This window comes from Pseudomonas kurunegalensis, from assembly GCF_030291635.1.
Taxonomy (GTDB): Bacteria; Pseudomonadota; Gammaproteobacteria; order Pseudomonadales; family Pseudomonadaceae; genus Aquipseudomonas; species Aquipseudomonas monteilii.
Genome location: NZ_CP127871.1, coordinates 2,410,882 through 2,437,292, shown reverse-complemented (window position 1 = coordinate 2,437,292; position 26,411 = coordinate 2,410,882). Strand labels below are relative to the sequence as shown.

At 62.5% G+C, this 26,411-nt stretch carries 26 protein-coding genes; 13 read left to right on the top strand and 13 right to left on the bottom strand.

Annotated elements, in window-relative coordinates:
* Window positions 1-59 precede the first annotated feature (59 nt).
* The 9 genes from QQ992_RS10930 to QQ992_RS10890 all read left to right on the top strand — a co-directional run bounded on the left by QQ992_RS10930 (window position 60) and on the right by QQ992_RS10890 (window position 9,197).
* Window positions 60-1,100 carry an LLM class flavin-dependent oxidoreductase gene (locus QQ992_RS10930; RefSeq protein ID WP_016715711.1) on the top strand — a complete coding sequence of 347 codons (1,041 nt, stop codon included), beginning with the start codon at window positions 60-62 and terminating at the stop codon, window positions 1,098-1,100.
* Between the two features lie 465 nt (window positions 1,101-1,565).
* Complete coding sequence (locus QQ992_RS10925) at window positions 1,566-2,162, top strand: amino acid synthesis family protein (protein ID WP_016715710.1); 597 nt, start codon at window positions 1,566-1,568, stop codon at window positions 2,160-2,162.
* A 69-nt stretch (window positions 2,163-2,231) separates the two neighbouring features.
* A complete protein-coding gene (locus QQ992_RS10920; RefSeq protein WP_286113360.1) occupies window positions 2,232-3,065 on the top strand; it encodes an alpha/beta fold hydrolase in 834 nt (277 codons plus the stop codon).
* Window positions 3,062-4,543: an aldehyde dehydrogenase gene (locus QQ992_RS10915; RefSeq protein ID WP_286113359.1), complete on the top strand. Its 1,482-nt coding sequence runs from the start codon at window positions 3,062-3,064 to the stop codon at window positions 4,541-4,543. The genes QQ992_RS10920 and QQ992_RS10915 overlap by 4 nt, the downstream gene beginning before the upstream one ends.
* Window positions 4,544-4,555: 12 nt before the next feature.
* Window positions 4,556-5,041 carry a flavin reductase family protein gene (locus tag QQ992_RS10910; RefSeq protein WP_016715707.1) on the top strand — a complete coding sequence of 162 codons (486 nt, stop codon included), beginning with the start codon at window positions 4,556-4,558 and terminating at the stop codon, window positions 5,039-5,041.
* Window positions 5,042-5,113: 72 nt separating this feature from the next.
* A complete protein-coding gene (locus QQ992_RS10905) occupies window positions 5,114-5,503 on the top strand; it encodes a carboxymuconolactone decarboxylase family protein (protein ID WP_119369642.1) in 390 nt (129 codons plus the stop codon).
* 88 nt (window positions 5,504-5,591) lie between these two features.
* Window positions 5,592-6,344: a GntR family transcriptional regulator gene (locus QQ992_RS10900; protein ID WP_286113358.1), complete on the top strand. Its 753-nt coding sequence runs from the start codon at window positions 5,592-5,594 to the stop codon at window positions 6,342-6,344.
* A 2-nt stretch (window positions 6,345-6,346) separates the two neighbouring features.
* A complete protein-coding gene (locus tag QQ992_RS10895; protein WP_286113357.1) occupies window positions 6,347-6,910 on the top strand; it encodes an NUDIX hydrolase in 564 nt (187 codons plus the stop codon).
* A gap of 103 nt (window positions 6,911-7,013) precedes the next feature.
* A complete protein-coding gene (locus QQ992_RS10890) occupies window positions 7,014-9,197 on the top strand; it encodes a GAF domain-containing hybrid sensor histidine kinase/response regulator (protein WP_286113356.1) in 2,184 nt (727 codons plus the stop codon).
* Between the two features lie 21 nt (window positions 9,198-9,218).
* Here the strand turns inward: QQ992_RS10890 and QQ992_RS10885 are convergent, their stop codons facing one another.
* Entirely contained in the window at window positions 9,219-9,851 is a 633-nt protein-coding gene (locus QQ992_RS10885) for a LysE family translocator (RefSeq protein WP_105948578.1), read from the bottom strand.
* Window positions 9,852-9,917: 66 nt separating this feature from the next.
* Window positions 9,918-10,532: a LysE family translocator gene (locus QQ992_RS10880; RefSeq protein ID WP_110741121.1), complete on the bottom strand. Its 615-nt coding sequence runs from the start codon at window positions 10,530-10,532 to the stop codon at window positions 9,918-9,920.
* Between the two features lie 111 nt (window positions 10,533-10,643).
* Here QQ992_RS10880 and QQ992_RS10875 point away from each other — a divergent pair, with 111 nt between their 5' ends.
* Both QQ992_RS10875 and QQ992_RS10870 read left to right on the top strand, forming a co-directional pair.
* The gene (locus tag QQ992_RS10875) at window positions 10,644-11,096 is read left to right on the top strand and encodes an Lrp/AsnC family transcriptional regulator (RefSeq protein WP_012271902.1); all 453 of its coding nucleotides are present in this window, start codon (window positions 10,644-10,646) and stop codon (window positions 11,094-11,096) included.
* A 294-nt stretch (window positions 11,097-11,390) separates the two neighbouring features.
* On the top strand, window positions 11,391-12,803 hold the full coding sequence (locus QQ992_RS10870) for a purine-cytosine permease family protein (protein WP_286113355.1): 1,413 nt from the start codon (window positions 11,391-11,393) through the stop codon (window positions 12,801-12,803).
* A gap of 118 nt (window positions 12,804-12,921) precedes the next feature.
* Here the strand turns inward: QQ992_RS10870 and QQ992_RS10865 are convergent, their stop codons facing one another.
* The 5 genes from QQ992_RS10865 to glnT all read right to left on the bottom strand — a co-directional run bounded on the left by QQ992_RS10865 (window position 12,922) and on the right by glnT (window position 18,805).
* Window positions 12,922-14,226 (bottom strand): ammonium transporter, encoded by a 1,305-nt coding sequence (locus tag QQ992_RS10865; RefSeq protein WP_286113354.1) that lies wholly within the window; start codon window positions 14,224-14,226, stop codon window positions 12,922-12,924.
* Window positions 14,227-14,393: 167 nt separating this feature from the next.
* The gene (locus QQ992_RS10860) at window positions 14,394-15,719 is read right to left on the bottom strand and encodes an FMN-binding glutamate synthase family protein (protein ID WP_016715698.1); all 1,326 of its coding nucleotides are present in this window, start codon (window positions 15,717-15,719) and stop codon (window positions 14,394-14,396) included.
* Window positions 15,720-15,734: 15 nt separating this feature from the next.
* On the bottom strand, window positions 15,735-16,409 hold the full coding sequence (locus QQ992_RS10855; protein ID WP_110741123.1) for a GltB/FmdC/FwdC-like GXGXG domain-containing protein: 675 nt from the start codon (window positions 16,407-16,409) through the stop codon (window positions 15,735-15,737).
* 27 nt (window positions 16,410-16,436) lie between these two features.
* Window positions 16,437-17,342: a class II glutamine amidotransferase gene (locus tag QQ992_RS10850; RefSeq protein ID WP_286113353.1), complete on the bottom strand. Its 906-nt coding sequence runs from the start codon at window positions 17,340-17,342 to the stop codon at window positions 16,437-16,439.
* 128 nt (window positions 17,343-17,470) lie between these two features.
* On the bottom strand, window positions 17,471-18,805 hold the full coding sequence (gene glnT / locus QQ992_RS10845) for a type III glutamate--ammonia ligase (protein ID WP_198752507.1): 1,335 nt from the start codon (window positions 18,803-18,805) through the stop codon (window positions 17,471-17,473).
* A 345-nt stretch (window positions 18,806-19,150) separates the two neighbouring features.
* On the opposite strand from glnT, the gene QQ992_RS10840 reads away from it, so the two are divergent.
* Window positions 19,151-19,744 carry a helix-turn-helix domain-containing protein gene (locus QQ992_RS10840; protein ID WP_016715694.1) on the top strand — a complete coding sequence of 198 codons (594 nt, stop codon included), beginning with the start codon at window positions 19,151-19,153 and terminating at the stop codon, window positions 19,742-19,744.
* Window positions 19,745-20,037: 293 nt separating this feature from the next.
* Window positions 20,038-20,949: a DMT family transporter gene (locus tag QQ992_RS10835; RefSeq protein ID WP_286113352.1), complete on the top strand. Its 912-nt coding sequence runs from the start codon at window positions 20,038-20,040 to the stop codon at window positions 20,947-20,949.
* On the opposite strand, the gene QQ992_RS10830 is transcribed toward QQ992_RS10835, so the two are convergent.
* The 6 genes from QQ992_RS10830 to QQ992_RS10805 are packed head-to-tail and all read right to left on the bottom strand — an operon-like array spanning window position 20,946 to window position 26,355.
* A complete protein-coding gene (locus QQ992_RS10830; RefSeq protein ID WP_286113351.1) occupies window positions 20,946-22,130 on the bottom strand; it encodes an ABC transporter substrate-binding protein in 1,185 nt (394 codons plus the stop codon). The genes QQ992_RS10835 and QQ992_RS10830 overlap by 4 nt on opposite strands.
* Window positions 22,127-23,116, bottom strand: coding sequence for a CobW family GTP-binding protein (locus QQ992_RS10825; protein WP_286113350.1), 990 nt, complete (start codon window positions 23,114-23,116; stop codon window positions 22,127-22,129). The genes QQ992_RS10830 and QQ992_RS10825 overlap by 4 nt, the downstream gene beginning before the upstream one ends.
* Complete coding sequence (locus tag QQ992_RS10820; RefSeq protein WP_110741127.1) at window positions 23,113-23,412, bottom strand: hypothetical protein; 300 nt, start codon at window positions 23,410-23,412, stop codon at window positions 23,113-23,115. The genes QQ992_RS10825 and QQ992_RS10820 overlap by 4 nt, the downstream gene beginning before the upstream one ends.
* Window positions 23,413-23,420: 8 nt before the next feature.
* Entirely contained in the window at window positions 23,421-24,170 is a 750-nt protein-coding gene (locus QQ992_RS10815; RefSeq protein ID WP_105948569.1) for an SDR family NAD(P)-dependent oxidoreductase, read from the bottom strand.
* A 49-nt stretch (window positions 24,171-24,219) separates the two neighbouring features.
* A complete protein-coding gene (locus QQ992_RS10810; protein ID WP_286113349.1) occupies window positions 24,220-24,981 on the bottom strand; it encodes an SDR family NAD(P)-dependent oxidoreductase in 762 nt (253 codons plus the stop codon).
* A 15-nt stretch (window positions 24,982-24,996) separates the two neighbouring features.
* On the bottom strand, window positions 24,997-26,355 hold the full coding sequence (locus QQ992_RS10805; protein ID WP_110741130.1) for an MFS transporter: 1,359 nt from the start codon (window positions 26,353-26,355) through the stop codon (window positions 24,997-24,999).
* Between the last annotated feature and the right edge of the window lie 56 nt (window positions 26,356-26,411).

Here is a 26,411-nt window from a genome sequence, read left to right as displayed (position 1 = left end):
AGCCCCCTGGCGCCTCCCCTGCCCGGCGCCAGCCCCTTTCAAGCGTTGAGGAAAGCCCCATGAAATTTTCGTTGTTCGTACACATGGAACGTTGGGATGAACAGGTCAGCCACCGCCAGCTGTTCGAAGACCTGACCGAACTGACCCTGATGGCCGAAAACGGCGGTTTCAGCACCGTGTGGATTGGCGAACACCACGCCATGGAATACACCATTTCGCCAAGCCCGATGCCGCTGCTGGCCTACCTGGCCGCACGCACCGACAAGATCCGCCTGGGCGCCGGCACCATCATCGCGCCGTTCTGGAACCCGATCCGCGTGGCGGGTGAATGCGCCCTGCTCGATGTGATCAGCAACGGGCGCATGGAAGTGGGCCTGGCCCGTGGCGCCTACCAGTTCGAATTCGACCGCATGGCCAACGGCATGCCGGCCACCGACGGTGGCAAGGCGCTGCGCGAGATGGTGCCGGTGGTGCGCAAGCTGTGGGAAGGCGACTACGCCCACGACGGCGAAGTCTACAAGTTCCCCACTTCCACCAGCGTACCGAAGCCGTTCAACGCCACCCCACCGATGTGGATCGCTGCCCGCGACCCGGACTCGCATAACTTCGCCGTGGCCAACGGCTGCAACGTCATGGTCACCCCGCTGATGAAGGGGGACGAAGAAGTGCTGGACCTGAAGAACAAGTTCCAGGCCGCCCTGGACAACAACCCGGATGTGCCGCGCCCGCAACTGATGGTGCTGCGCCACACCCATGTACACAGCCCGGCCGAGCCGGAAGGCTGGAAAGTCGGCGCCCAGGCCATCTCGCGCTTCTACCGCACCTTCGACGCCTGGTTCGGCAACAAGACCACCCCGGTCAACGGCTTCCTGGAGCCAAGCCCGGAGTCGAAGTTCGCCGAAGTGCCGGCGTTCGAGCTGGAGAACATCCGCAAGAACACCATGATCGGCACTCCGGAAGAAATCATTGCGCGCATCAAGTACTACCAGGAGCTCGGTGTCGACGAGTTCAGCTTCTGGTGCGACAACAGCCTGCCCCACGCCGAGAAGAAGAAGTCGCTGGAGCTGTTCATCAAGGAAGTGGTGCCGGCGTTCGCCTGAATTCCCATTGCCTGAATCATTGCGGGACGCGCCCGCTCACGTGGGCCCCTGCGGCCTGCGTGAGCGGGCTTTTTTTGGAGTGTAGGCCTTGGGGTTTGTGGTGCGTGGGAGATCGAGCGCCGCCCGCGCGGCGCATCGCGAGCAAGCTCGCTCCTACATTTGTTTCGGGCCAGTAATGCCTGTGCCAGCGCACACGACCGCCTTGTTTGTACGACGCGATATTGCGCCATGCGCCACGGCGTTCGCGCGCAAATCCCACAGGAATAACTGGCCCGAAACAAATGTAGGAGCGAGCTTGCTCGCGATGCGCCGCGCGGGCGGCGCTCGATCTATCAGACGCCACAACCCTCAAGGCATACACCTTTCGTCCCCTCACAAGAGAAATTTCCAGCCCCCTCTTGCACAACAAATATTATGGTATACCATCAGACAACAAGAGCTGATAACCCTCACCAGGAGCCACCCATGAGTTTCGAAATCCGCAAGATCGTCACCTACTCCGAAGAGACCCGCATCGAAGGCGGCAAGGCCACCGACAAGCCGGTGACCATGGTCGGCTTGGCCGTCGTGATCAAGAACCCATGGGCCGGTCGCGGTTTTGTTGAAGATCTGAAGCCGGAAATCCGCGCCAACTGCTCGGACCTGGGTGCCCTGATGGTCGAGCGCCTGACTGCCGCCATCGGCGGTGCCGACAAGATCGAAGCCTACGGTAAAGCTGCTGTAGTGGGCGCCGATGGCGAAATCGAGCACGCCTCGGCGGTGATCCACACCCTGCGCTTCGGCAACCACTACCGCGAAGCGGTACAGGCCAAGAGCTACCTGAGCTTCACCAACAAACGTGGCGGCCCAGGCACCTCGATCCAGATCCCGATGATGCAGAAGGACGACGAAGGCCTGCGTTCGCACTACATCACCCTGGAAATGCAGATCGAAGACGCCCCGCGTGCCGATGAAATCGTCGTGGTCCTCGGCGCTGCCGACGGCGGCCGCCTGCACCCGCGCATCGGCAACCGCTACATCGACCTGGAAGAACTGGCTGCCGAAAAAGCCAACGCTCAATAACAACAACCAAAACGGGGCCGGGGCGTGGCGTGCTTACCCGCCGCGCCCGACCTTCAAGGAGCGCCCTCCATGATTCAGCCTGTTGCTGAACACACCCCTGCCGGCACCAGCTACCTGTCCGTCGGCCAGGGCCAACCCGTGGTATTGATCCACGGCGTGGGCCTGAACAAGGAAATGTGGGGCGGTCAGATCGTTGGCCTGGCCAACGACTACCGCGTCATCGCCTACGACATGCTCGGCCACGGCCAAAGCGCCCTGCCGGCTGCCGACATCGGCCTGGAAGGCTACGCCGCCCAGCTCGCCGAACTGCTCGACCACCTGCAAATCACACAAGCCACCGTGATCGGCTTCTCCATGGGCGGCCTGGTTGCCCGTGCATTTGCCCTGAACTACCCGCAACGCCTGGCAGCACTGGTGGTACTCAACAGCGTGTTCAACCGCACCCCCGAGCAGAGTGCCGGCGTTATCGCCCGCGCCGCCCAGGCGGCGCAGCTGGGCCCCGACGCCAACGTCGACGCCGCCCTGGACCGCTGGTTCAGCCGTGAATACAAGGCTGCCAACCCGGCGCAGGTCGCCGCCATCCGCCAGGTACTGGCGAGCAACGACCCGCAGGGCTACCACACCACTTATTCGCTGTTCGCCACCCAGGACATGTACCGCGCCAGCGACCTGGGCAGCATCCAGGTGCCGACGCTGATCGCCACCGGCGAACTCGACTCGGGCTCTACCCCGGCCATGACCCGCCAGCTCGCCGCCAGCATTCCTGGGGCGCACAGTGTGGTCCTCGCCGAGCAACGGCATATGATGCCGGTAGAAGCACCGCGTGAAGTCAACAAGATGCTGCTGGACTTCCTCGCGCAAGCCCGCACCCTCACCGAATCCGCCAAGGGGATTGTTGCATGACCCTCGTTCGTTTCCAGATGTGCATCGACGGCCAATGGCGCGATGCCCAGAGCGGCAAGACCTTCGACAGCCTCAACCCGGCCACCGCTCAGGCCTGGGCGCAACTGCCCGACGCCGATGAAGCCGACGTCGAACTGGCGGTGCAGGCCGCCCAGCGTGCCTTCGACAGCAAGGAATGGCGCAGCATCACCGCCACCGCGCGCGGCAAGCTGCTGCGTCGCCTGGGCGACCTGATTGCCGAAAACAAGGAGCACCTGGCCCAGCTGGAAAGCCGCGACAACGGCAAGCTGATCCGCGAAACCCGCGGCCAGGTGGGCTACCTGCCAGAGTTCTTCCACTACACCGCAGGCCTGGCTGACAAGCTCGAAGGCGGCACCCTGCCACTGGACAAGCCCGACCTGTTCGCCTACACCGTGCACGAGCCGATTGGCGTGGTGGCCGGCATCATCCCGTGGAACAGCCCGCTGTACCTCACCGCGATCAAGCTGGCCCCGGCCCTCGCCGCCGGCAACACCATCGTGCTCAAGCCGTCCGAGCACGCTTCGGCGACCATCCTCGAACTGGCCCGCCTGGCCCTTGAGGCCGGTTTCCCGGCCGGTGTGGTCAACGTGGTCACCGGTTACGGCCCAAGCACCGGCGCAGCGCTGACCCGCCACCCGCTGGTGCGCAAGATCGCCTTCACCGGCGGCGCCGCCACCGCCCGCCACGTCGTGCGCAGCAGTGCCGAAAACTTCGCCAAGCTGTCGCTGGAGCTGGGCGGCAAGTCGCCGAACATCATCTTTGCCGACGCCGACCTGGACAGCGCCATCAATGGCGCCGTGGCCGGCATCTATGCCGCCTCCGGGCAAAGCTGCGTGGCCGGCTCGCGCCTGCTGGTGCAGGACGAGATCTTCGACGAGTTCGTCGAACGCCTGATTGCCCGCGCCAAGCGCATTCGCATCGGCAACCCGCAGGACGACGCCAGCGAAATGGGCCCCATGGCAACCGCGCAACAACTCGCGGTGGTTGAAGGCCTGGTCGCTGCTGCCAAGGCCGAAGGTGCCAAACTGCACATGGGCGGCAAGCGTGCCGAGGTCGAAGGTGACGGCTGGTTCTACGAGCCGACCCTGTTCGAGTGCGACAGCAACGCGATGACCATCATGCAGGAAGAGGTGTTCGGCCCGGTTGCTGCGGTGATCCGCTTCAAAACCGAGGAAGAGGCACTGGCCATCGCCAACGACTCGCAGTTCGGCCTCGCCGCCGGCATCTGGACCCGCGACCTGGGCCGTGCCCACCGCCTGGCCCGCGACGTGCGCTCGGGGATCATCTGGGTCAACACCTACCGCGCCGTGTCGGCCATGGCACCGATCGGCGGCTTCAAGAACAGCGGCTACGGCCGCGAGAGCGGCATCGATTCGGTGCTGGCCTATACCGAGCTGAAGACCGTGTGGATCAACCTGTCCACCGCGCCGATGCCCGACCCGTTCGTGATGCGTTAAGAGGAACACGAGATGATCGAACCCGGCATCTACAAAGACGTGATGGGCTCCTTCCCGTCCGGCGTCACGGTAGTCACCACCCTGGACGCCGACGGCGCCATCGTCGGCATCACCGCCAGCGCCTTCAGCGCGCTGTCGATCGACCCGGCGCTGGTGCTGTTCTGCCCCAACTACGCCTCCGACACCTACCCGATCCTGCGCGACAGCAAGCAGTTCGCGATCCACCTGCTGTCCGCCGACCAGACTGCCGAAGCCTATGCCTTCGCCGGCAAGGGCAAGGACAAGGCCAAAGGCATCGACTGGCACCTGAGCGAGCTGGGCAACCCGCTGCTGGCCAAGGCTACGGCGATCATCGAGTGCGAACTGTGGCGCGAGTATGACGGCGGGGACCACGCGATCATCGTGGGCGCTGTGAAAAACCTGGTGCTGCCCGAGCAGCCGGCAACGCCGATGGTTTACCACAAAGGCAAGCTGGGCGCCCTGCCCCCGCTTGGCTGATCATCCTTTTAGGGGCCGCGCTAATCGTCTCACCCTCGGTTGCGGCCCCTGTTTTATTCCGGAGTACGGCACATGAGCAACGAAAAGTACGACAAAGGCCTGGCCATCCGCACTCAGGTGCTGGGCGAGGACTACGTCAACCGCTCGATCCAGAACGCCGACGCGTTCACCCAGCCGTTGCAGGAACTGGTCACAGAATACTGCTGGGGCCACGTCTGGGGCCGCGAAGGCTTGTCGCTCAAAGAGCGCAGCATGATAAACTTGGCCATGATTTCCGCGCTCAACCGGCCCCACGAACTCAAGCTGCACATTCGGGGCGCACTGCGCAATGGCCTGAGCCGTGAACAGATTCGCGAAATCCTGCTCCAGGTCGGCATTTACTGCGGCGTACCCGCGGCGGTGGACAGCTTCCGCCTGGCCCGTGAAGCGTTTGCCGAAGCCGATGCGGAGCCAACCCGTTAACAACGGGCTGTTCGAACCACTGCATGGAAAGCCTCGGTTCGGGGCGTTCCGCGATGTTGGCGCAACAGCCTCATAAAGAGCGCACCTGATGAAACGCCAGCCACTCGACGACAGCTTCAAGGTCAACCGCAACCCCGTTACCCTGCGCGAAATCGTGCTCGACAAGCTGCGCGCCGCGATCATGAACTTCCACCTGCTGCCAGGCGACCGCCTGGTCGAGCGTGACCTCTGCGACCGCCTTGGGGTCAGCCGTACCTCGGTGCGCGAAGCGCTGCGACACCTGGAATCCGAAGGCCTGGTGGAATTCGCCGACGCCAAGGGCCCGCGCGTCGCCATCATCACCCTGGAAGATGCCCGCGACATCTACGAGCTGCGTTGTGTGCTCGAAGGCCTGATCGTGCAGTTGTTCACCCTCAACGCCAAAGCCAAGGACATCCGTGCCCTGGAACGTGCGCTGGAGGTCAACCGCGAGGCCCTCGAAGAAGGCGAACTGCAACAGGTGCTGGACTCGGTACAAGGTTTTTATGACGTGCTGCTGGAAGGCTCCGGCAACCAGGTGGCGGCCCAGCAGCTGCGCCAGTTGCAGGCGCGCATTAGCTACCTGCGTGCCACCTCGGTGTCGCAGGAAAACCGCCGTGGCGCCAGCAACCGCGAAATGGAAAAGATCGTCGAAGCGATCAAAGGCGGCGACCCGCTGGTGGCCCACCAGGCCTCGGTCGACCACGTCCGCGCTGCCGCCAAGGTAGCCCTGGACTACCTGCGCCAGAAGCAGGATGACAACGCCAAGGTACGCGAAATCGTCGAGCCCCTGACCCTCAAGGAACCCCGCATAGGTCGCTGATCATGCCCAACGCCCCGCGCTACTGCCCGCACTGCACCACGGAACTGGCCCGGGGCGTTCCCACAGGCGATACCCACGAACGCCTGCACTGTACCGGCTGCGGCTACATCCACTACATCAACCCGAAGATCATCGCCGGTTGCATCATCGAGCGCGATGGCAAGTACCTTCTGTGCCAGCGCGCCATCCCCCCGCGCCCGGGTACCTGGACCTTGCCGGCTGGCTTCATGGAGGCCGGCGAAACCACCGAGCAGGCGGCGCTGCGCGAGGTGTGGGAAGAAAGCGGCGTACGTGCCGACATCGTTTCGCCTTACTCGATTTTCAGCGTGCCGAAAATCAGCGAGGTGTACATCATCTTCCGCGCCATCGCCATCGAAGAGACCGGGCAGTACGGGGCGGAGACGCTGGCGTACAAGTTCTTCGAACCGGACGAGATTCCGTGGGACGAGATCTACTACCCGGCGATCCGGCAGATACTGGAGCGCTATATCCTTGAGCGGCAGGCAGGGGTTTACGGCATCTACATGGGCAACGATGACACTGGCAAGGTGCACTTCATTCGCTAGCCCGTACCGGCGCAGAGGCCGGCACAAGCCTGCACAAACCCCTCGCCAATCGCCTATTCTCGGTGCACCCTAGAGGCCTTACGCAAACGGACCGGCAGAGCACATGGCAAAATGGCTAGACGGCGGCGGACTGATGGCCGAACGTATCCGCAACCACGACTGGGCCGCCACGCCCCTGGGCCCGCTCGAACACTGGCCAGACGCTCTGAAAACCACCCTGGCCCTGTGCCTGGCATCGCGCTTTCCACAGGCCGTGCTGTGGGGCCCGGACCTGCTCACCCTGCACAATGACGCCTTCACCCAGATTCTCGGGCGCAAGCCCCTGGCCTTGGGCATCCCCTTCCGCGACGTGTGGCAGGAGGCCTGGGCCGACATCGGCAGCATGGCCGACCGCGCCTTGGCTGGCGAGGCGGTGTACATAGAAGACTTTCCGCTGACGATTGACCGCAACGGCGGCCCGGAACGCGCCTATTTCACCTTCTGCTACAGCCCCATCCGTGACCATGACGGCACGGTGTTGGGCATGCTCGACACCGTGACCGAAACCACGGCCAGCGTGATCGCCAACCAGCGCCTCAACTTCCTTGACCAACTCGGCCGCGCCGTGGCCGAAGCCACGGCCCCGGACCAGATACTGGCCACCACAACGCGTATGCTGGTGGAACACCTGGGCCTGTCCAGTTGCGCCTATGCAGTAATGGACCCTGACGAAGACGGCTTTACCATCTGCGGTGACTCGGTAGCCCACGGCGCGCCACGGCTGGTGGGCCAGTACCAGTTGCACGACTTCGGTCGCCTGGCGTTCAGCCGCCTGCGCAGTGGCCTGCCCCTGGTGATCAACGACAACCTCAGTGAACTGGCTGCCGACGAGGCAGCCACCTTTCAGGCCATCGGCATCACTGCCACCATCTGCATGCCACTGATAAAAGGCGGTCGCCTGACCGCATTGATGGCCATCCATGACTGCGTGCCGCGCGAATGGACCGATTACGAACTGGCTTTGCTCAGCGAAGTCACCGAACGCTCCTGGGCCCACATTCAGCGGGTGCAGGCCAATGCCAAAGTGCGCGAGGCCATGGCGGCGCTTGAAGCACTCAATGCCACCCTCGAACATCGCGTCGAAGAGCGCACCAGCCAGTTGCTGCACACCGAAGCCGTGCTGCGCCAGACCCAAAAGCTTGAAGCCATCGGCCAACTGACTGGCGGTGTTGCCCACGACTTCAACAATTTGCTGACCATCATCCGCTCCTCGCTGCATTTTCTGCAGCGCCCTAGCCTCGATGAAAAGCGCCGCGAGCGCTACCTCAAGACCATGTCCGACACGGTCGACCGCGGCGCCAAGCTGACGGGGCAGTTGCTGGCCTTTGCCAGACGCCAGGCCCTCAGCCCTCAGGTGTTCGAAGCCGGGCCACGGCTGGAAGCCATGGCCGACATGCTCGACACTGCCACCGGTGCGCGCATCCAGGTGGAGCTGCAGTTGCCAGAAGCGCCTTGCCACATCCGTGCCGACCTCAGCCAACTGGAAACTGCGGTGATCAACCTGATGCTCAATGGCCGTGACGCCATGGCGGGTGAAGGCACGTTGCAACTGCGCTTGCTGGCTGACCAGCGCCTGCCTGCCTTGCGTGGCCAGCCTGCGCAGGCAGGCACGTTTGCGGCGATTTCGGTGAGTGACGGCGGTGTGGGCATTGCCGCAGAACTGCTGGAGCGTATCTTCGACCCGTTCTTCACCACCAAGGCGCCAGGCGAAGGCACCGGTCTCGGGCTTTCGCAGGTGTTCGGCTTTGCCAAGCAGTCGGGCGGGGATGTGCAGGTGCACAGCATCCCGGGTCAGGGCACCACGTTCACCCTTTATTTACCTCAGGAGGCGCCGCCAGCGGCCCCGACGGCAGACACCACGGCCAGCCCCCAAGCTCAGGCGCAAGGTGAGCAGCGACGAATACTGGTGGTGGAAGACAACCCCGACCTTGGCAACTTCACTGCACAAATCCTTGAGGACCATGGTTACCAGATCAGCTATGCGCGCTCGGCGGAAGATGCTTTGGCCCAGTTGGCGGGGCCTGCAGGCCATTTCGATGCGGTATTTTCCGATGTGGTGATGCCCGGCATGGGTGGGCTGGCACTGGCCCGTGAACTGCGGCGTCAGCGGCCGCAGTTGCCGGTCATCCTCACCTCGGGCTACAGCGAGTCGATTGCTGAGGGTGGGCACCAGGGCTTTGCCTTTCTGGCAAAGCCCTATTCGGCAGAACAGGTGTGTCAGATACTCGGGAAGGTGCTGGGCACCTGAACCCGACAGCTCGCCTGGCGCTCAGCGACGCCCTTCAGCCAGCATGCGCACGGCCAGGCCCGCCAGCACAGTGCCCATCAACCAGCGCTGAACCTGCTGCCACAGCGGTCGACCGGCCAGGAACACCGCAATGGAGCCGGCCATGATCGCGATCAATGCATTGACCGAGACGCTGATGGCGATCTGCGTCGAGCCCAGCACCAGTGACTGCACCAGCACACTGCCGTGGCCGGGTTCGATGAACTGCGGCATCAGCGACAGGTACATGACGGCGATCTTGGGGTTCAGCAGGCTGGTGGCAAAGCCCATGGTAAACAGCCGGCGTGGGCTGTCCGCCGGCAGGTCCTTGACTTGGAACGGGGAGCGACCGCCCGGGCGCAGCGCTTGCCAGGCCAGGTACAGCAGATACAGCGCGCCACCGATGCGCAGTGCATCGTAGGCAAAAGGCACAGCCATCACCAGGGCGGTGATGCCCAGTGCAGCGCAGAACATGTAGATGACGAAACCCAGCGCTACGCCGCCAAGGGAAATCAAGCCGGCCTTGCGCCCCTGGCAGATCGAGCGGGAAATCAGGTAGATCATGTTCGGCCCTGGGGTCAGCACCATGCCGAGGCAGATCAGGGCAAACGTTAACAGTTGGGTTGTTTCGGGCATTGGGCACATCCTGGTTGTGCTGTGGATTGCTGCGAGTTTATCTGAAGCCTTTTGAAACCGGTGAACTCAGTTGATCTGCCCCGCTATCAAGCCCAAGGCCACCGTGATCATCGCCACCCCCGACACCCGCCCGACCAGCCTGGCCGCCCCCGGCCGGGTGCTCAGCACCGCCTTGGCGCCATAGCCGACCAACGAATAGATCACCAGCGAGCTACACAGGTGCACCAGGCCCAGCAGCAGGATCTGTAACGGCACCGGCCAGCTTGACTGCGGGTCGGTGAACTGCGGCAACAGGGCCAGGAACAGCAGGAACACTTTCGGGTTCAACCCACTGACGCAAAAACCCTTCAACGCCCAGCGCGAGCCCGACTCCCCCACACCGCCCTGCCCGGCCTCGGGTAATGCCGGGCTCAGCAACAGGTTGCCGCCCAGCCACAACAGGTAGCTGCACCCTGCCAGGGTCAGCAAGGTCAGCGCCAACGGGTGGCCGGCCAGCAGGCTGCCGACCCCAGCCGCCACCACCAGGGTGGCCAGGAAATGCCCCGACAGCATGCCCGCCACCGCCGGCATCACCCAGCGCCCGCGCATGCCCGCCGAAATAGCGTAGGCCCAGTCTGCCCCGGGGGTAATCACGAACAGCATCGACACGGCCCAGAATGCCGTCAGAACACTGATAGCCACTTGAATCTTCCTTTTCCACTGCCTTGGGATGTCGAAAGATTACGGATTCCGTCCGGGGATTTTCTTTCGTATATTCCCCTTCATGGTTCAATTACTGGAAGATCCTTCTCAATGGACAGGACTGATCGAAAGATTCTTGCCGAGCTACAAAAAGACGGTCGCCTCTCGGTGACCGAACTGGCCGATCGCGTGGGGCTCAGCCTCTCGCCCTGCCATCGGCGCCTGAAGGCACTGGAGGAGTCGGGGGCGATTCTGGGCTATCACGCCCGCCTGGCGCCGAGCGCCCTGGGGCTCAACTTTGCCGCGCTGGTGTTCGTGACCCTGCGCGAAGTCACCCGCCAACCGGTGGCGGATTTTGAAGCGGCACTGGCCGAGATCCCGCAGATTGTCGAGGCACAGCGACTGTTCGGTGACCCGGACTACCTGCTGCACGTGGTGGCCAAGGACTTGCCGGCGTTTCAGAAGCTGTATGACGAGAAGCTGACCAGCATTCCCAATGTGAAGCGTTTAAGCTCGACACTGGTGATGAAGGAGGTGATTCAGGATCGGTTGTTGCCGATGTAACTGTTTTGCCTGCGCCCTGAAAACGGGCGCAGCGCACCAGCACAGCCCACTACAACCAACCCGCCAGACCACAACCCCCTCTACTACAAGCCCTCCCGCCAACTGGCACCGTCCTTGCTACCGTCCACCGCTTAAGCTTTTGTCAGCCTTAGGTTTTTTAAGGTTTATGGGTACATATTTACTAATTTCTCGTTATCCCCGCGCCCCGCATCATCGCTCCAACAAGAACGCGTCGCCCTTCGCCGGCACGCCCCCGGGCAGTTCCCGATGCCCTACCTTGCCTTGGAGTCAGTCATGACCAGTGCAGCCAATTCGGCACCCCTCATAGAAAAACACACGATCGGCTACGTACCGCCGGAAGACCGCCACGGAAAGGTAAGGGATCTGTTCACACTGTGGTTCGGCGGCAACATCGCGCCGCTGCCCATCGTTACCGGCGCGCTGGGCGTGCAGTTGTTTCACCTGAACCTGGTGTGGGGCATCATCGCCATCCTGGTCGGCCACCTGGTTGGCGGTGTGTTGATGGCGCTGCACTCGGCCCAGGGCCCGCAAATGGGTATCCCGCAGATGATCCAGAGCCGCGCCCAGTTCGGTACCCTTGGCGCGCTGCTGGTGGTGGTGATCGCCGGGGTCATGTACATCGGTTTCTTCGCCTCCAACATCGTGCTCGCCGGCAAGTCGCTGCATGGCGTGGTCGACGCCGTGCCGGTACCGGTAGGCATCGTCATCGGTGCGCTGGGCTCGGGCATCATCGGCATCATCGGCTATCGCTTCATCCATGTGCTCAACCGTATCGGCACCTGGGTGCTGGGCATCGGCATCGTGGTCGGTTTCGGCTACATCTTCACCCATGTGCAAAGCGACGACTTCCTCACCCGCGGCGGCTTCAACCTGGCCGGCTGGCTGGCCACCGTGTCGCTCGCGGCGCTGTGGCAGATCGCCTTTGCGCCCTATGTGTCGGACTACTCGCGCTACCTGCCGGCGGATGTGAAAGTCAGCTCGACCTTCTGGACCACCTACCTGGGCTCGGCCCTGGGTTCGAGCCTGTCGTTCATCTTCGGCGCCGTGGCGGTGCTGGCGATCCCGGCCGGCATGGACACCATGGACGCAGTCAAGCTGGCCACCGGTACCCTCGGCCCGGTCATGCTGGTGCTGTTCCTGCTCAGTGTCATCAGCCACAACGCCCTCAACCTGTATGGTGCCGTGCTGTCGATCATCACCCTGGTGCAAACCTTCGCCTACCGCTGGATCCCGACCGCCAAGAGCCGCGCGGTGCTTTCGCTGATCGTGCTGTCGGCCTGCTGTGTGGTGGCAGTGTTTGCCTCGGCAGACTTCATCGGCCACTTCGTCGACATGGTGCTGGTGCTGTTGGTGGTGCTGGTGCCATGGACGGCGATCAACCTGATCGACTTCTACGCGATTCACAAGGGGGACTACGACATCCAGTCGATCTTCCAGGTCGATGGCGGTATCTACGGCCGTTACAACCCGCAGGCGCTGATCGCTTATGCGGTGGGCATCGTGGTGCAGATCCCGTTCATGAACACGCCGCTGTACGTCGGGCCGATTTCCGAGCACATCAATGGGGCGGATCTGTCGTGGCTGGTGGGCTTGGCGGTTACCTCGCCGCTGTACTGGTGGCTGGCTTCGCGTGACAGCGCCTACCGTCGTCGGCAGATGAGTGCCAAGTTGGCCATGGGGCACTGATTCATCCTGTACTGGCCTCTTCGCGGGTAAACCCGCTCCTACACCGGTGGCATAAGCGGCACATCCCAGTGTAGGAGCGGGTTCACCCGCGAAGAGGCCGGAACAGACAACACATCAGTCAGAGGTTGTACGCCCGCTCATTGTGCTCCGCCAGGTCCAGCCCCTGCTCTTCCTCTTCCCGACTGGCCCGCAGCCCCACGGTCAGCTTGATGGCCCCAAGAATCGCCCAGCTCACCACGAAGCAGTAAACGAAGGTGAACGCCACCCCCTTCAACTGCACCAGCGCCTGCCCTATAGGCGATACGCCCTCCACATAACCTCCAAACGCCGGTGCAGCAAACACCCCGGTCAGGATCGCACCGACCATTCCGCCCACACCATGCAGCCCGAACACGTCCAGGCTGTCGTCATACCCCAATGCCTGTTTCAGCCGGGTCACGGCAAAGAAGCAGATGGCCCCGGTCAACAGACCAATCACCACAGCCCCCAAAGGCCCGACAAACGCACAGGCCGGGGTAATCCCCACCAGGCCAGCCAGCGCGCCTGAAGCCGCACCCAAGGCAGTCGGCCGACCATGCATCACCTTCTCGGTCAGCAACCAGCCGACAATCCCGGAGCAGGCCGCCACCATGGTCGCCAGCATCACCACCCCTGCCCCTTCGTTGGCCGCCAGCCCCGACCCCACGTTGAAGCCAAACCAGCCCACCCACAACAACCCGGCACCCACCAGGGTAAAACCGAGGTTGTGTGGCGGCATGGCGACTTGCGGATAGCCCTTGCGCTTGCCCAGCATCAGCGCCGCCGCCAAGGCAGCGACGCCGGAGTTGATATGCACCGCCGTGCCACCGGCAAAGTCCAGCACGCCCCAGTTGACCATCAGCGCCCCCGGCCCGCCCCACACCATATGGGCAATCGGCGCATACACCAGCACGAACCAGGCCCCCATGAACAGCAATGACGCACTGAACTTCATGCGCTCGGCAAAACCACCGGCAATCAGCGCCGGGGTGATGATGGCGAACGTCAGCTGGAACACCGCGAACACACCTTCCGGGATCGTGCCCACCAGGCTGTCGTGGCCGATGTTCAGCATCAGCGCCTTGTCCAGGCCGCCGATGAAGCTGTTGAAGGTCAACTGCCCCTCGACCATCCCCGTGGTGTCGACCACCAGGCTGTAGCCAAACAGCACCCAAAGGATGCCGATCACACCCGCTACGGCAAACAGTTGGGTGAACACCGAAAGGAAGTTCTTCGCCCGTACCATGCCACCGTAGAACAGTGCCAGGCCAGGTATGCACATCATCAGCACGAACATCGCGGCGCAGATCATCCAGGCGGTGTTGCCGGTGTCCAGCACCGCTTCAGCGGCAGTGGCCTGGGAGGCCAGGGCCAACAACATTACAGCGAGGGTGAGGTGCTTCATGGAGTCACTCCTGTGTGAATGAAGGTGATGCCCTTGGGGCTGCTGTGCAGCCCATCGCGACACAAGGCCGCTCCTACAAGGACCGCGCCAGGCTCAGGCACTGCGGTCCCTGTAGGAGCGGCCTTGTGTCGCGAAAGGGCCGCAGAGCGGCCCCAATAACCAATGGATCAGTACTGCGCCTGGCCCGGCACCCACGCAGTCCCCGCCAGCGGCACCCGTGCCATCGCTGCCGCTTCCACGGTCAACGCCACCAGGTCCTCCGGGTCCAGGTTGTGCAGGTGCGACTTGCCACACGCCCGCGCCATGGTCTGCGCTTCCAACACCAGTACGCGCAGGTAGTTGGCCAACCGACGCCCGGCCTCTTCCGGGTTCAGGCGCTTGGCCAGTTCCGGGTCCTGGGTGGTGATGCCGGCCGGGTCGCGACCGTTCTGCCAGTCGTCATAGAAGCCGGCCGCCGAACCAATCTTCTTCAGTTCGCTGTCCAGTCGCGGGTGGTTGTCACCCAGGGCGATCAGCGCCGCCGTACCAATGGCCACCGCATCGGCGCCCAGTGCCATGGCCTTGGCCACGTCGGCACCGTTGCGGATACCGCCCGAGACAATCAGCTGCACTTTGCGGTGCATGCCCATTTCCTGCAGCGCCTGCACCGCCTGCGGGATGGCCGGCAGAATCGGGATGCCGACGTGCTCGATGAACACCTCCTGCGTCGCCGCAGTACCGCCCTGCATGCCGTCGAGCACGATCACATCGGCACCGGCCTTCACTGCCAGCTTGACGTCGTAGTACGGGCGGCTGGCGCCGATTTTCACGTAGATGGGCTTTTCCCAGTCAGTGATCTCACGGATCTCGGCAATCTTGATCGCCAGGTCGTCCGGGCCGGTCCAGTCGGGGTGGCGGCAGGCACTGCGCTGATCGACGCCGATCGGCAGGGTACGCATGCCGGCAACGCGCTCGGTTACCTTCATGCCCAACAGCATGCCGCCACCGCCCGGTTTGGCACCCTGGCCGAGGACGATCTCGATGGCGTCAGCCTTGCGCAGGTCGTCCGGGTTCATGCCGTAACGCGACGGCAGGTACTGGTACACCAGGTGCTGCGACTGGCCGCGTTCTTCCGGGGTCATACCGCCGTCGCCGGTGGTGGTGCTGGTGCCGGCGATGGTCGCACCACGGCCCAGCGCTTCCTTGGCATTGGCCGACAGCGCGCCGAAGCTCATGCCGGCGATGGTCACCGGGATTTTCAGGTGGATCGGCTTTTTCGCAAACCGGTTGCCCAGCACCACATCGGTGCCGCACTTCTCGCGGTAGCCTTCCAGCGGGTAGCGCGACACGCTGGCACCCAGCAGCAGCAGGTCGTCGAAGTGCGGCACACGGCGTTTGGTGCCACCACCGCGAATGTCGTAGATGCCGGTTTCGGCGGCACGCTGGATTTCCTGGATGGTCAGGCGATCGAAGGTGGCCGACTCACGCAGTACCGGGGGGAATTGTTCGCTCATGGGAATGCTCCTGGATCAGTACGCGCTGGCGTTGTCGACTTTGAAGTTGTACAGCTGGCGGGCCGAGCCGTAGCGTTTGAAATCGGCGGCCTTGTGGTCCAGGCCTGCCTTGTTCAGCAGCTCCTGCAACGCTGTAAGGTGCTCGGCGCGCATTTCTTTTTCGATGCAGTCCGAGCCCAGCGACTGCACCGAGCCTTTGACGTAGATCTGCACCTCGTACAGCGAGTCGCCCAACGCATCGCCGGCATCACCACACACCACCAGGCGGCCGGCCTGGCCCATGAAGCAGCTCATGTGGCCGATGCTGCCGCCCACCACGATGTCCACGCCTTTCATGGAAATGCCGCAACGGGCACCGGCATCACCCTCGATCACCAGCAGCCCGCCATGGGCGGTGGCGCCAGCGGCCTGGGAGGCACTGCCCTTGACCCGCACCGAGCCAGACATCATGTTTTCGGCCACGCCCACGCCCACGTTGCCATGCACCGTCACGCTGGCGTGCTGATTCATGCCGGCGCAGTAGTAGCCCGCGTGGCCTTCGATATCCACCGCCACGGCGGCGTTGATGCCCACGGCCAGGTTGTGTTTGCCATCGGGGTGGGTCACCCGCCATTCGTGGTCCTGCACCTCGCCGTGCAGGGACTGGTTGAGCACGCGCACCGAAGTGCTGGACAGGTCGATCGTTTTCATAAGGTTCTCCAGAGGTTCGGTGGCAGGTCAGGCGCTTTCGCGCTCCCAGACGTACAGGGTGGCCGGAGCCGGTTCCCAGACCTTGGCATGCTCGATACCCGGCAGGCTGGCCAGTGCCTGGTATTCCGAGGCCATGGCCACGTAGTCGTCGGTCTCGGCCAACACTGCCGGCTTGCAGGCAATCGGGTCGCGGATCACGGCAAAGCCGTTGCGGGTGCCGATGGCGAAGGTGAAGAAACCGTCCAGGTCTTCCAGCGCACCATCCAGGGCCTGGGCCAGGGTGTCTCCTTGCTGCAAACGCCAGGTCAGGTAACCGGCGGCCACTTCGGTGTCGTTATCGGTTTCGAAGCTGATGCCTTCGCGCTTCAGTTCCTGGCGCAGGCGGAAGTGGTTGGACAGCGAGCCGTTGTGCACCAGGCACAGGTCGGCACCGGTGGAGAACGGGTGGCTGCCTTCCATGGTAACGGCGCTTTCGGTGGCCATGCGGGTATGGCCGATGATGTGGCTGCCCTTCATGCCGGCCAAGCCGAAGCGGCTGGAGATTTCAGCCGGCAGGCCCATGCCCTTGAGGATTTCGATGCTTTGCCCGGCGCTCATGATGCGCACGTCCGGTGCCAGTTCACTCAGGGCCAGGCGCGCAGCGGCCTCACTGGTATGCACCTTGAGCACCGCCGCGCTGGCATTCTGGAACCAGTCCAGCGAGCAGCCCAGGCGCCCTTCCAGCTGGCCCATCAGGGTGGTCCAGGGGTAGTTTATGTCCGTGGCTTGCAGGGTCAGCTTGACCCAGCCATCCGCCACTTCGTCGCCGTAGATGGCAAAGCCTGCGCTGTCCGGGCCACGGTCGGTCATGGCTTCGAGCATGGGTTCGAAGAGTTTGCCAAGCTGGGCCTCCAGCTCGGGCTTTTTCAGGTACAGACCTACGATTCCACACATAAAAGAGCCTCACTACGTTCGGCAGCAAGCTGTAAGCGGCAAGCTGCAAGTTGTCCGTAATAGAACGGGATATTTATGTTCACCGCGCACTGGCTTTCTCTTGCAGCTTGCGGCTTATAGCTTGCAGCTCAGAAAAACTCGGTGTAACGCTGGATTTCCCAGTCGGAGACATGGCGGCAGTACTCCACCCACTCCATGCGCTTGAGCTTGATGAACTCGTCGACGATCTCGGCGCCCAACACCTCGCGGAACAACGGATCGGCTTCGAGCGCGTCGGCGGCTTCCTTCAGCGATTGCGGCAGGGTCTTGATGCCGCGTGCGGCAATTTCTTCAAGGCTGAGGTTGTAGAGGTTCTCGTTGCACATCTCGCCCGGGTCCAGCTGGCGGTCGATGCCATCGAGGCCGGCGGCGATGATCGCGGCGGTAACCAAGTACGGGTTGCAACCGGCGTCCGGCAGGCGGAACTCCAGGCGGCCATACGGGATGCGCACCATCGCCGAGCGGTTGTTGGCCCCCCATGCGACAAAGGCCGGGGCCCACGTCGAACCCGACAAGGAACGCCCGACCACCAGGCGCTTGTAGGAGTTGACCGTCGGTGCCGCGAAGGCACACAACGCCGGGCCGTGGGCCAGGAGCCCTGCGGCAAAGTGGTAGGCCAGCTTCGACAGGCCCATGCCGCTGCTGTCGGATGCGTCGTGGAAGAGGTTCTTGTTGGTGCTGCTGGCCAGCGACAGGTGGAAGTGCATGCCATTGCCGGCGCGCTTGGGGTCGGGCTTGGGCATGAACGAGCAGATCATCCCCAGGTCGTTGGCGATTTCACCGGCGGCCATGCGGAAGAAGGTGAAGCGGTCGGCCGACTCCATGGCGTCGCTGTAGGTGTAGTTGATCTCGAACTGGCCGTTGGCGTCTTCGTGGTCGATCTGGTAGATGTCGAAGCCTACCGGTTGCAGTGCCTCGGTCAGGCGTTCGAGAAACAGACGCGAGCGCGACAGGCCCTTGTAGTCGTAGCACGGCTTGTCGAGGTTGTCGGAGGCATCCACCAGTTGCAGCTTGCCGCCTTCGTCACGGCGGAACAGGCTGAATTCCGGCTCCAGGCCGGTGTTCAAGGTCCAGCCCTTGTCGGCCAGGCGTTGCACCTGTTGTTGCAACACATAGCGGCTGTCGTAAGGCCAGGGCTGGCCGTTGACATGCCCCACACACACCACCCGGCCGTACCCCGGCTGCCACGGTACCGGGATCAAGGTGGAAAGGTCGCCACGGGCCATGAAGTCCGGGCCGTGCGGCTCCATGCCCATGCCGCAGATGGCGAACCCGGCAAAGCCGGCGCCCTCCTCGGCCACCATCTTCAGGCCCGAGACCGGCACCGATTTGGTCTTCGCCGAGCCATGGATATCGACGAACTGCGCCAGCACGTACTTGATGCCGTGCTGGTCGAGGGTGCGCTGGGTTTCTGCTGGCAACATGGGTTGAACACTCCTGGGTAAGGGGCAATGATTCCGCACGAGAAACTTACTTTCCTCACAGGAATGCAATGCGCTTGCCAACTTTTTCCAGAGCGCTCGTTGGAGGTTGCCTGTACCGGCCTCTTCGCGGGTAAACCCGCTCCCACAGAGTTCTCCACCCCGCTGTGGGAGCGGGTTTACCCGCGAAGAGGCCGGCACAGGCCACTCAAATCCCAGGCAGATTTTTATGCTCTATTTATGGGAAACTTGTTTTCACCCGAGGAAAGAAGCAGCCAACGCAGCTGCTTTTCGCACTTTCCCAGTGCGAAATCTTTATTCTTGAACTGAAACCGTGCAGGACATTCGATGTCGACCGAAACCGAACCGCGCCTTCGCCTGGAGCAGTACCTGGGCCTGCAGATCAAGCGCCAGCGCCAGGCCCAGTCCCTCAAGCTCGCCGACGTGGCGCGCATCGCCGGCATCAGCCAAGGCATGCTGAGCAAGATCGAGAACGCCCAGGTGTCCACCAGCCTCGACACCCTCAGCCGCCTGTGCGATGTGCTGGGCATGCCGATGGCCAAGCTGTTCAGCCAGTATGACCAGCCCGACGGCAATGCCTTGCTGGTAAAGGCCGGCGAAGGGCTGGAGGTGGTGCGCCGCGGCACCGAGAAGGGCCACACCTACCATTTGCTCAACCACGCCAGGGGGCCGAAAAAGAACTTCGAGGCGTACATGGTGAGCATGGATGACGCCAGCGAAGAGTTCCCGACCTTCGCCCACCCAGGCACCGAATTCCTCCACTTGCTGGAGGGCGAACTGGTGTACCGCCATGGCAACCAGCTCTATCACATGCATGCCGGCGACAGCCTGACCTTCGACGGTGAAACCCCGCATGGCCCCGAGCAGCTGGTGCAGGTGCCCATCCGCCTGTTGTCGATCATGAACTACGGCGAAGAGTGACGCGGCGCAGCAAGGCAACTGCCGATGTCGCGATCAGACAAGCACACGTCGCCCGCGATCGGCTGACACGCCTGTATACAAAGATAATACACACATCGACCAGCCCCGCGCCGTGGGCTGGCCGACGTGGTATCCGCGAGTAAGCAGCCTCGCTTCACAATTCCAACGCTGTGGCGCCCTTTTGCACCGGGCAGTTCGTCCGGGCTCATAACGATAAAACTCCCAGTATTAGAGACCCGTGCCGCGCCAGCCGGGAGTGTTCGCGCGCGCCACATTGTGAAGACTTGACTGCCATGATCGCGACTTCAATCCCCGTAGCCGGTGCTGCCTCCGGCCACCGTAATGCCCTGCTCGTTGCCCACATCGCCGCTGTGCTGTTCGGCCTGACCGGTATCCTCGGTCACCTGATCGAGGCCGACGCCAGCATCATCACCTTTGGCCGCGCTACCTTTGCTTTCATTGCCCTGGGTTTTGTCGCCGGGCTCAAGGGTACGCGCCTGCTTGATGCGCTGACCTTGCGCAACCTGCCAGTGCTGGGGCTGACCGGCGCCCTGCTGGCTACCCACTGGGTGACCTTCTTCATTGCTGTAAAAGTGGGTGGCGTGGCCGTGGCCACCTTGGGCTTTGCCAGCTTCCCGGCGTTCATCGCCATGATCGAGCGCGGTGTGTTCGGCCAACGCATCGGCGCCGTGCAAGGTTTGCTTCTGCTGATGGTTACCGCCGGCCTGGTGTTGGTGGTGCCGACTTTCGACCTGCTGGACAAAGGCACCATCGGCCTGCTCTGGGGCTTGGGCTCGGGTCTGGCGTTCGCCTTGCTGACCGTGGCCAACCGTCGCAACGGTTCGAGCATGAACGCCATGCAGGTGGCCTTCTGGCAGAACGTGGTGGTGGCCGCATTGGTGGCGCCGTTTGCATTTACCCAACTGGGCAACACCAGCCTTGAGGGCAGCGACTGGGTCAACCTGGTGCTGTTGGGGGTGTTCTGCACCGGGCTTTCGCAGTTCTTGTTCGTCAAGAGCCTGGAAGGCCTGGAGGCCCGCACAGCCGGCATGATCATCGCGCTGGAGCCGGTGTACGCGATCATCGGGGCGTGGTGGTTGTTTGGTGACCAACCAAGCCTGCGCATGGCAGCGGGGGCTGCTCTGATCGTGCTGGCGACCATCCTGGCTGCGGCGCGCAAGACGGCGGCCGAGCAAGCCTGTTAATGCCGCCCTGAGCGGAGAAAATCCGCCCATTTGCGCACCAGGTAGTTGTGCTCGTCCATGACCGAGTTCCAGACACTGATGCGGCTGACGCGTTCGGTATAGGAACCGCCTTCTCGCACCTCGCCCTTCTCGATGAGCGGCTCGCCATCGCTTCCCAGCAGTTGCTCGGAAGCTGGCTTGCCTTCGTACCAGTAGTCCCATTCTGCGGCTGACAGATGGTCTCGGGCCCTGAGGGGATTGGAAATGTAGAACCCTTGCCGAGCCATCATCGCCCCAGGCCAACCCGCCAACCACCAGTTGAGATACGCGTACGCTGCGTCCTTGACCACACCGTCTACAGCTCGCGACAGCGATAAGCCGCCAAACCAGCCCCGGTAACCCTCCTTGGGCACGGCTTGTCGGTATTGAACACCTTCGCGGTGCAGTTGCATGAGTGCCGGAGACCAGACACTCTCGATGTGTACGTTCGGGCCAAGCATCAGTTTGCCGGCCTCACGATCATCCGACCAGAATGCCGCAAAATGCCCTTGTCGCTGGAGCTTGATCAGGATCCTGGCAAGCTCGTCAATTTCCTCCAGACGAAGGTTCGCAATGACATCGAACGTGGCAAGGCCCTTGGCCTGCACGGCCAATGCCGCGTCGAGCGCGCCTATCGCCGCATCGCTTTGCAGTGCAACGTGGCCGCACCAGGCCGGGTCGACAAGCCAGGACCAGCTTTCATTGTCGACAGAAAACCCTGGCGGCAGCAGATCAGGCCGGTAGGCGAAGCTGTCGACGTTATGGGTCAACGGCAACATGCTGATCAAGTGGCTTGGCCGATTCGCCAAACCCCCATCGTGCTGAACGAACAGGCGATCGCAAGGCAAGCTGCCCCCCGATAGCTGATCGTCGGCGTGCAACCTGCCTCGCTTCGCCAGGTCGTTGATCTCGTCCCACAAAGCGATGCGTCGAATATCAATGGGCTGGATCGCGCCCGCAGGCCAGACAAAGTCCATGCTATGAAACCACTGATCGTAAAGGTCATAGCGTTCAGGATGCATCAGCGCAATGCGCTGCACGGTTTGCACATCATGGACCTGATATTCAATGCGAATGCCCAGCTCTTGTTCAGCGCGCAGGCGAATGGATTCGAGCAACGTCACCGAGGTGCCGAGCACCCGCAATGTAACCGGACCACTCATGCCGCACGCCCCAGGTGCTGCAGGAATGCACCGAAGGATCTGCGCAACAGCTCGGTGTCCAGGTCTCGCACAATGATCACCAGGCGTGAGCGCCGCTCACCGCCTGGCCAACGGGTAAGGTGCACGGGAGCATGAAGGCAGTGCTGGACACCATGAATCACGATGGGTTGTTCGGAGTCGCTCACATTCAAGATCCCTTTGACCCGCAGAATTTGGTCTCCGTGGCATCTTAACAGCATCGACAGCCAAACCCCGAAAGCCAGCCAATCCAGCGGCCTTTCATACTCCAGCGCACAGACGCGCGCACCGGCGTGCCGAGGTTGTGTGGTGGGCGCGAACAGCTGCCACGTCGCAACTTCTTCATCGGGTGCAAGGCTTCTCAAGCCCTCGCCCAAAAGCTGCTCGTCACCTGCAACAACGGAACTGGCGAGGGCCACCGAGGCAGACGGGTTGAGTGCCCTCAGGTTGGCAAACACGTGTTCGAGCACCCCGGCACTTACCAGGTCTGCCTTGCTTACCAACAGGCGATCAGCTGCTGTGACCTGCCCCAACCACTCAGGGTGAAGGTGCTCCTGCAGCGCGGCATGCTGAGCGTCCACCACCGTTACAAGCAGGCCCAGGTGGTAGCGACCACGCAATTGCGGGTCACGCTGCAACGTCGAGAGAATGGGGGCTGGGTCTGCAAGGCCTGTTGTTTCAAGAAGCACACGACGAAAAGCGGGAATTTCACCTCGACTGCGCTTGTCATGCAGGTCGATAAGCGCCTGTTTCAGATCACCTCGCACCGAGCAGCAAACGCACCCGCTCGGCAACAGAACGGTGTCTGGAGCGATCTCCTGTACGAGCAGATCATCAATCCCTACCTCGCCGAATTCGTTGATCAGAAGCGCCGTCTCGCCCATCTCTTCATTGGCCAGAACCCGCTGCAGCAGTGTGGTTTTGCCACTGCCCAGAAACCCGGTCAGGACATTGATCTGAACGCTCATGACAGCGCCTCCAGATGATCGAGAATTCTTGGGTCGAGGGGGTCGAGCTTACGGTTCAAGATGTCCTCGGCCACCTGCCAGAGTTGCTCCAGGCCTGAGGCAATGCCCTGTTTCCCGGTAGGCCCCTGTACCAGATAGGTAGCGCCTTGAACGTCACTGACCTTGAGCCTGAACGGAGCAACAACCTGGTTGATCGAGGCGATGCGGCGCAAGCGCTCGCGCCGCGCCGGAAGGCTTGAATCAAGAGGGTCGCTCCAGTGAGCGTCTTCACCGATCAGGCCACACAGTCCACACATGACTCACCTCACGGCATCACATCGCCCGAATTCGGGTTGAGGGTTTGGCCGACAAACAAATTGCCGCCAGGCTCGCTGGCCAGCAAGACCGCAACGGGCGCCACCTCCTCTGCCCTGCCGAAGCGGCCCAGTGGCAGTTCCTTGGCCTTGGCTGCTTTCCATTCTTGGCTGATGCCATCAACCAGCGGGGTTTCGATGGGCCCTGGTGCAATTGCGTTGACCAGAACGTTATGTTTGCTGACTTCAAGCGCCAGCGACTTGGTGAAGCCGATGACCCCGGCTTTAGCCGCCGCGTAATGGGTAAGCTGGGCGCCGCCCTTGATGCCAAGCTGCGAGGAGACATTGATGATGCGACCCCATTGCTGTTGCAGCATATGCGGCAAGGCACGCTGACTGGCCACGAATACGCTGGTCAGGTCGACGCGCAGCATGTCGTCCCACATTTCCTGGGTGAGGTCCACGCACGAAGCCTGGGTCAGCATGCCTGCGTTGTTCACCAGAATGTCGATGCCGCCAAAGGCATCCACACAGGCATCCACTCCGGCTTGCGCGCCTTCCCTGACACCGACATCAGCGATGCACTCGATGACCAGAACCCCACGGTCCCGGCAGTGAGCAGCAACGTTGGCCAAGCGCTCGGCGTTTCGATCACACAATACCAGCATGGCGCCAGCGTCTGCGTATGCATAGGCGATAGCTGCGCCAATACCGCTTGCGGCACCCGTGATAACTGCTCGACGATCGTGTAATGCTTTCATTCTTGTTGTCCTTGTAAGCCGCAAGGCAAGCTTGCGGCTGCTTGAAACGTTATTCAGGCCAGCGGACCGTCAGGCCGCCATCGATGATGATGCTCTGCCCGGTGATGTAGCTCGACTCGCTGCCGCTCAGGTAGCAAACCAGATCAGCCACTTCGCTGGCCCGGCCGATGCGCCCCAGCGGGATACCTTTACCCGCCTTGGCCAAGCCATCCGCGCCCAGCGAGTTCTTGCTGTCGAGCGATTGCGGGGTTTCGATGAGGCCAGGGATAACGGCGTTGCAGCGGATTCCCCTTGCTGCAAGTTCCACCGCAAGCGAGCGGCAAAGGCCCGGCACACCCGCCTTGGCAGCGGCATAATGGCTATGGTCTTGCCAGCCATACACGCCACCGGCAATCGACGAGATCGCGACCATCGCGCCACCTTCGCCCATGTAGCGGCTTGCACTCCTGAAGGTGCGCATAACACCGGTCAGGTCGACATCGAGCATTTCATTCCACTGCTCATCGGACATCTCCATGAGCGGCGCCTTGCGTAAAAGCCCGGCGTTGGCAATGGCATAGTCAAGTCGGCCGAAGCGATCGAATGCGGCGCCAGCAATTGCATCGACAGAAGTACTGTCGGTGACATCCATCGGCATCATCAAACACTCGGCACCGGCTTCCTCGACCCTGCGTTGTGTGTACGCAGGATCATGCGGGCCGCCTGCCAGATAGCCCCCCACCACACGAACACCTTTCCTGGCAAAGGCAACTGCAACCGCTGCACCAATGCCGCTGGCGGCCCCGGTGATCAACGCAACAGGTTGAGACATGGTTGACGCTCCTGTTTACTTTACGGAATGGGGTTCTACGTGGCGGGCGGCAAACATCACCACACCCGACAGGAAGCAAGGCAATGCACCAAACCACAGTGCAGCGCTGTGCCATTCGCCACCGGTCGTCAGCACGCTGGTAATCCCCAGCCCGGCAACGATGGCGCCGATAGGCCCCATGGCATGCACAATCGCGCCGCCCGTGGCGCGAATACTGGTGGGGAAACTTTCGCCCATGAAGAACAACATGGCCGAGTAAGGGCCGGTAAGGAAGAACAAGCCCAGGCTGTACAGCGCGACCACGGTAGTGAGCTGGCTGGGCGCCTGCAGCATGGCGAAGAACGCCACGCCGCCGCACATCCAGCCAAGGGCTACGGTGTTACGACGCCCAAGCCGGTCACCGAGCCAGCCGTGGAACAGGTAGCCGATAAAACCAACCAGGTTCGACAACACCAGGATCCACAGAGAGTTCTGGAACGACAGTTGGTGAACACTGACGATGACCGACGTACCCAGAACACTGAACACCTGAATGGCCGACCAGTTGAGCAGGATTGCCAGGCTCAATACTACGGTCGGGCGCAATGCAGCTCCGCGAAACGCCGCAGCAACACCCGCCTTGGCATGTTCGTCGTAATCCACGTGGTATTCGCGCGCCAGGCTGCGCGCAGCAGCGTCATCGCCTGCCTTGCGCAACTGGCTGATACGCTGGTGAACCTGGAACTGCGGGCTTTCCTTGAGCTTGCGAGCCAGCACCGCGACAACCAGAGCAGGTATGGCGGCAAAGATGAAGCAACCCTGCCAGCCAATGTGTGGCAACAGCAGCGCAGTCAGGCCAGCCGCAATCAGCGCGCCCACTGGCCAGCCACTTTGCACCAGGCTGTATACGAAGCCCCGGCGCTTGATCAGCTTGGGGTCGGTCGAGGCCGCGTACACCTCTGTCAGGTAGGTCGCGTTGACGCCCTCCTCGGCATAGCCAAGGCCGGCGACAGAGCGCACCGCAATCAAGGGTACCTTGCCCATGCCGGCGCACACTGCGGTCAGGGCCGAGCACAACGCCGTGCCGCCAATGGTGAGGATGATGCCGCCACGTCGGCCGATGCGATCAACCAGTGGGCCTACCACGAACGCGATTACCGCGCCGCCGACCGCAACCCAGGTGGCGATCTCCGCCTGCTCGGCCTCACTCCAGGTGAAATGCCCCCCCATGACCGGCAACAAAGTACCAAACAAGATGAAGTCGTAAACAGCAAAAACCCAAGCAAAGAAGGCAATCCAAGTCGCATATCTGACATCTCTGGATTCCAGTTGCACCGGTTTCCATGCCCCGGACTCAGTGACCGGCGTCACTGCTGTGGCTTGCGTAGTGGTCATATCGGCATGTCTCTTTTTATGTTGCACTTATGTAACGTGCGGACCGTACTGAGGGC

Coding starts and splice junctions, on each gene's coding strand:
- QQ992_RS10930 (WP_016715711.1), top strand. CDS start 60: ATGAAATTTTCGTTGTTCGTACACATGGAACGTTGGGATGAACAGGTC.
- QQ992_RS10925 (WP_016715710.1), top strand. CDS start 1,566: ATGAGTTTCGAAATCCGCAAGATCGTCACCTACTCCGAAGAGACCCGC.
- QQ992_RS10920 (WP_286113360.1), top strand. CDS start 2,232: ATGATTCAGCCTGTTGCTGAACACACCCCTGCCGGCACCAGCTACCTG.
- QQ992_RS10915 (WP_286113359.1), top strand. CDS start 3,062: ATGACCCTCGTTCGTTTCCAGATGTGCATCGACGGCCAATGGCGCGAT.
- QQ992_RS10910 (WP_016715707.1), top strand. CDS start 4,556: ATGATCGAACCCGGCATCTACAAAGACGTGATGGGCTCCTTCCCGTCC.
- QQ992_RS10905 (WP_119369642.1), top strand. CDS start 5,114: ATGAGCAACGAAAAGTACGACAAAGGCCTGGCCATCCGCACTCAGGTG.
- QQ992_RS10900 (WP_286113358.1), top strand. CDS start 5,592: ATGAAACGCCAGCCACTCGACGACAGCTTCAAGGTCAACCGCAACCCC.
- QQ992_RS10895 (WP_286113357.1), top strand. CDS start 6,347: ATGCCCAACGCCCCGCGCTACTGCCCGCACTGCACCACGGAACTGGCC.
- QQ992_RS10890 (WP_286113356.1), top strand. CDS start 7,014: ATGGCAAAATGGCTAGACGGCGGCGGACTGATGGCCGAACGTATCCGC.
- QQ992_RS10885 (WP_105948578.1), bottom strand. CDS start 9,851: ATGCCCGAAACAACCCAACTGTTAACGTTTGCCCTGATCTGCCTCGGC.
- QQ992_RS10875 (WP_012271902.1), top strand. CDS start 10,644: ATGGACAGGACTGATCGAAAGATTCTTGCCGAGCTACAAAAAGACGGT.
- QQ992_RS10870 (WP_286113355.1), top strand. CDS start 11,391: ATGACCAGTGCAGCCAATTCGGCACCCCTCATAGAAAAACACACGATC.
- QQ992_RS10865 (WP_286113354.1), bottom strand. CDS start 14,226: ATGAAGCACCTCACCCTCGCTGTAATGTTGTTGGCCCTGGCCTCCCAG.
- QQ992_RS10860 (WP_016715698.1), bottom strand. CDS start 15,719: ATGAGCGAACAATTCCCCCCGGTACTGCGTGAGTCGGCCACCTTCGAT.
- QQ992_RS10855 (WP_110741123.1), bottom strand. CDS start 16,409: ATGAAAACGATCGACCTGTCCAGCACTTCGGTGCGCGTGCTCAACCAG.
- QQ992_RS10850 (WP_286113353.1), bottom strand. CDS start 17,342: ATGTGTGGAATCGTAGGTCTGTACCTGAAAAAGCCCGAGCTGGAGGCC.
- glnT (WP_198752507.1), bottom strand. CDS start 18,805: ATGTTGCCAGCAGAAACCCAGCGCACCCTCGACCAGCACGGCATCAAG.
- QQ992_RS10840 (WP_016715694.1), top strand. CDS start 19,151: ATGTCGACCGAAACCGAACCGCGCCTTCGCCTGGAGCAGTACCTGGGC.
- QQ992_RS10835 (WP_286113352.1), top strand. CDS start 20,038: ATGATCGCGACTTCAATCCCCGTAGCCGGTGCTGCCTCCGGCCACCGT.
- QQ992_RS10830 (WP_286113351.1), bottom strand. CDS start 22,130: ATGAGTGGTCCGGTTACATTGCGGGTGCTCGGCACCTCGGTGACGTTG.
- QQ992_RS10825 (WP_286113350.1), bottom strand. CDS start 23,116: ATGAGCGTTCAGATCAATGTCCTGACCGGGTTTCTGGGCAGTGGCAAA.
- QQ992_RS10820 (WP_110741127.1), bottom strand. CDS start 23,412: ATGTGTGGACTGTGTGGCCTGATCGGTGAAGACGCTCACTGGAGCGAC.
- QQ992_RS10815 (WP_105948569.1), bottom strand. CDS start 24,170: ATGAAAGCATTACACGATCGTCGAGCAGTTATCACGGGTGCCGCAAGC.
- QQ992_RS10810 (WP_286113349.1), bottom strand. CDS start 24,981: ATGTCTCAACCTGTTGCGTTGATCACCGGGGCCGCCAGCGGCATTGGT.
- QQ992_RS10805 (WP_110741130.1), bottom strand. CDS start 26,355: ATGACCACTACGCAAGCCACAGCAGTGACGCCGGTCACTGAGTCCGGG.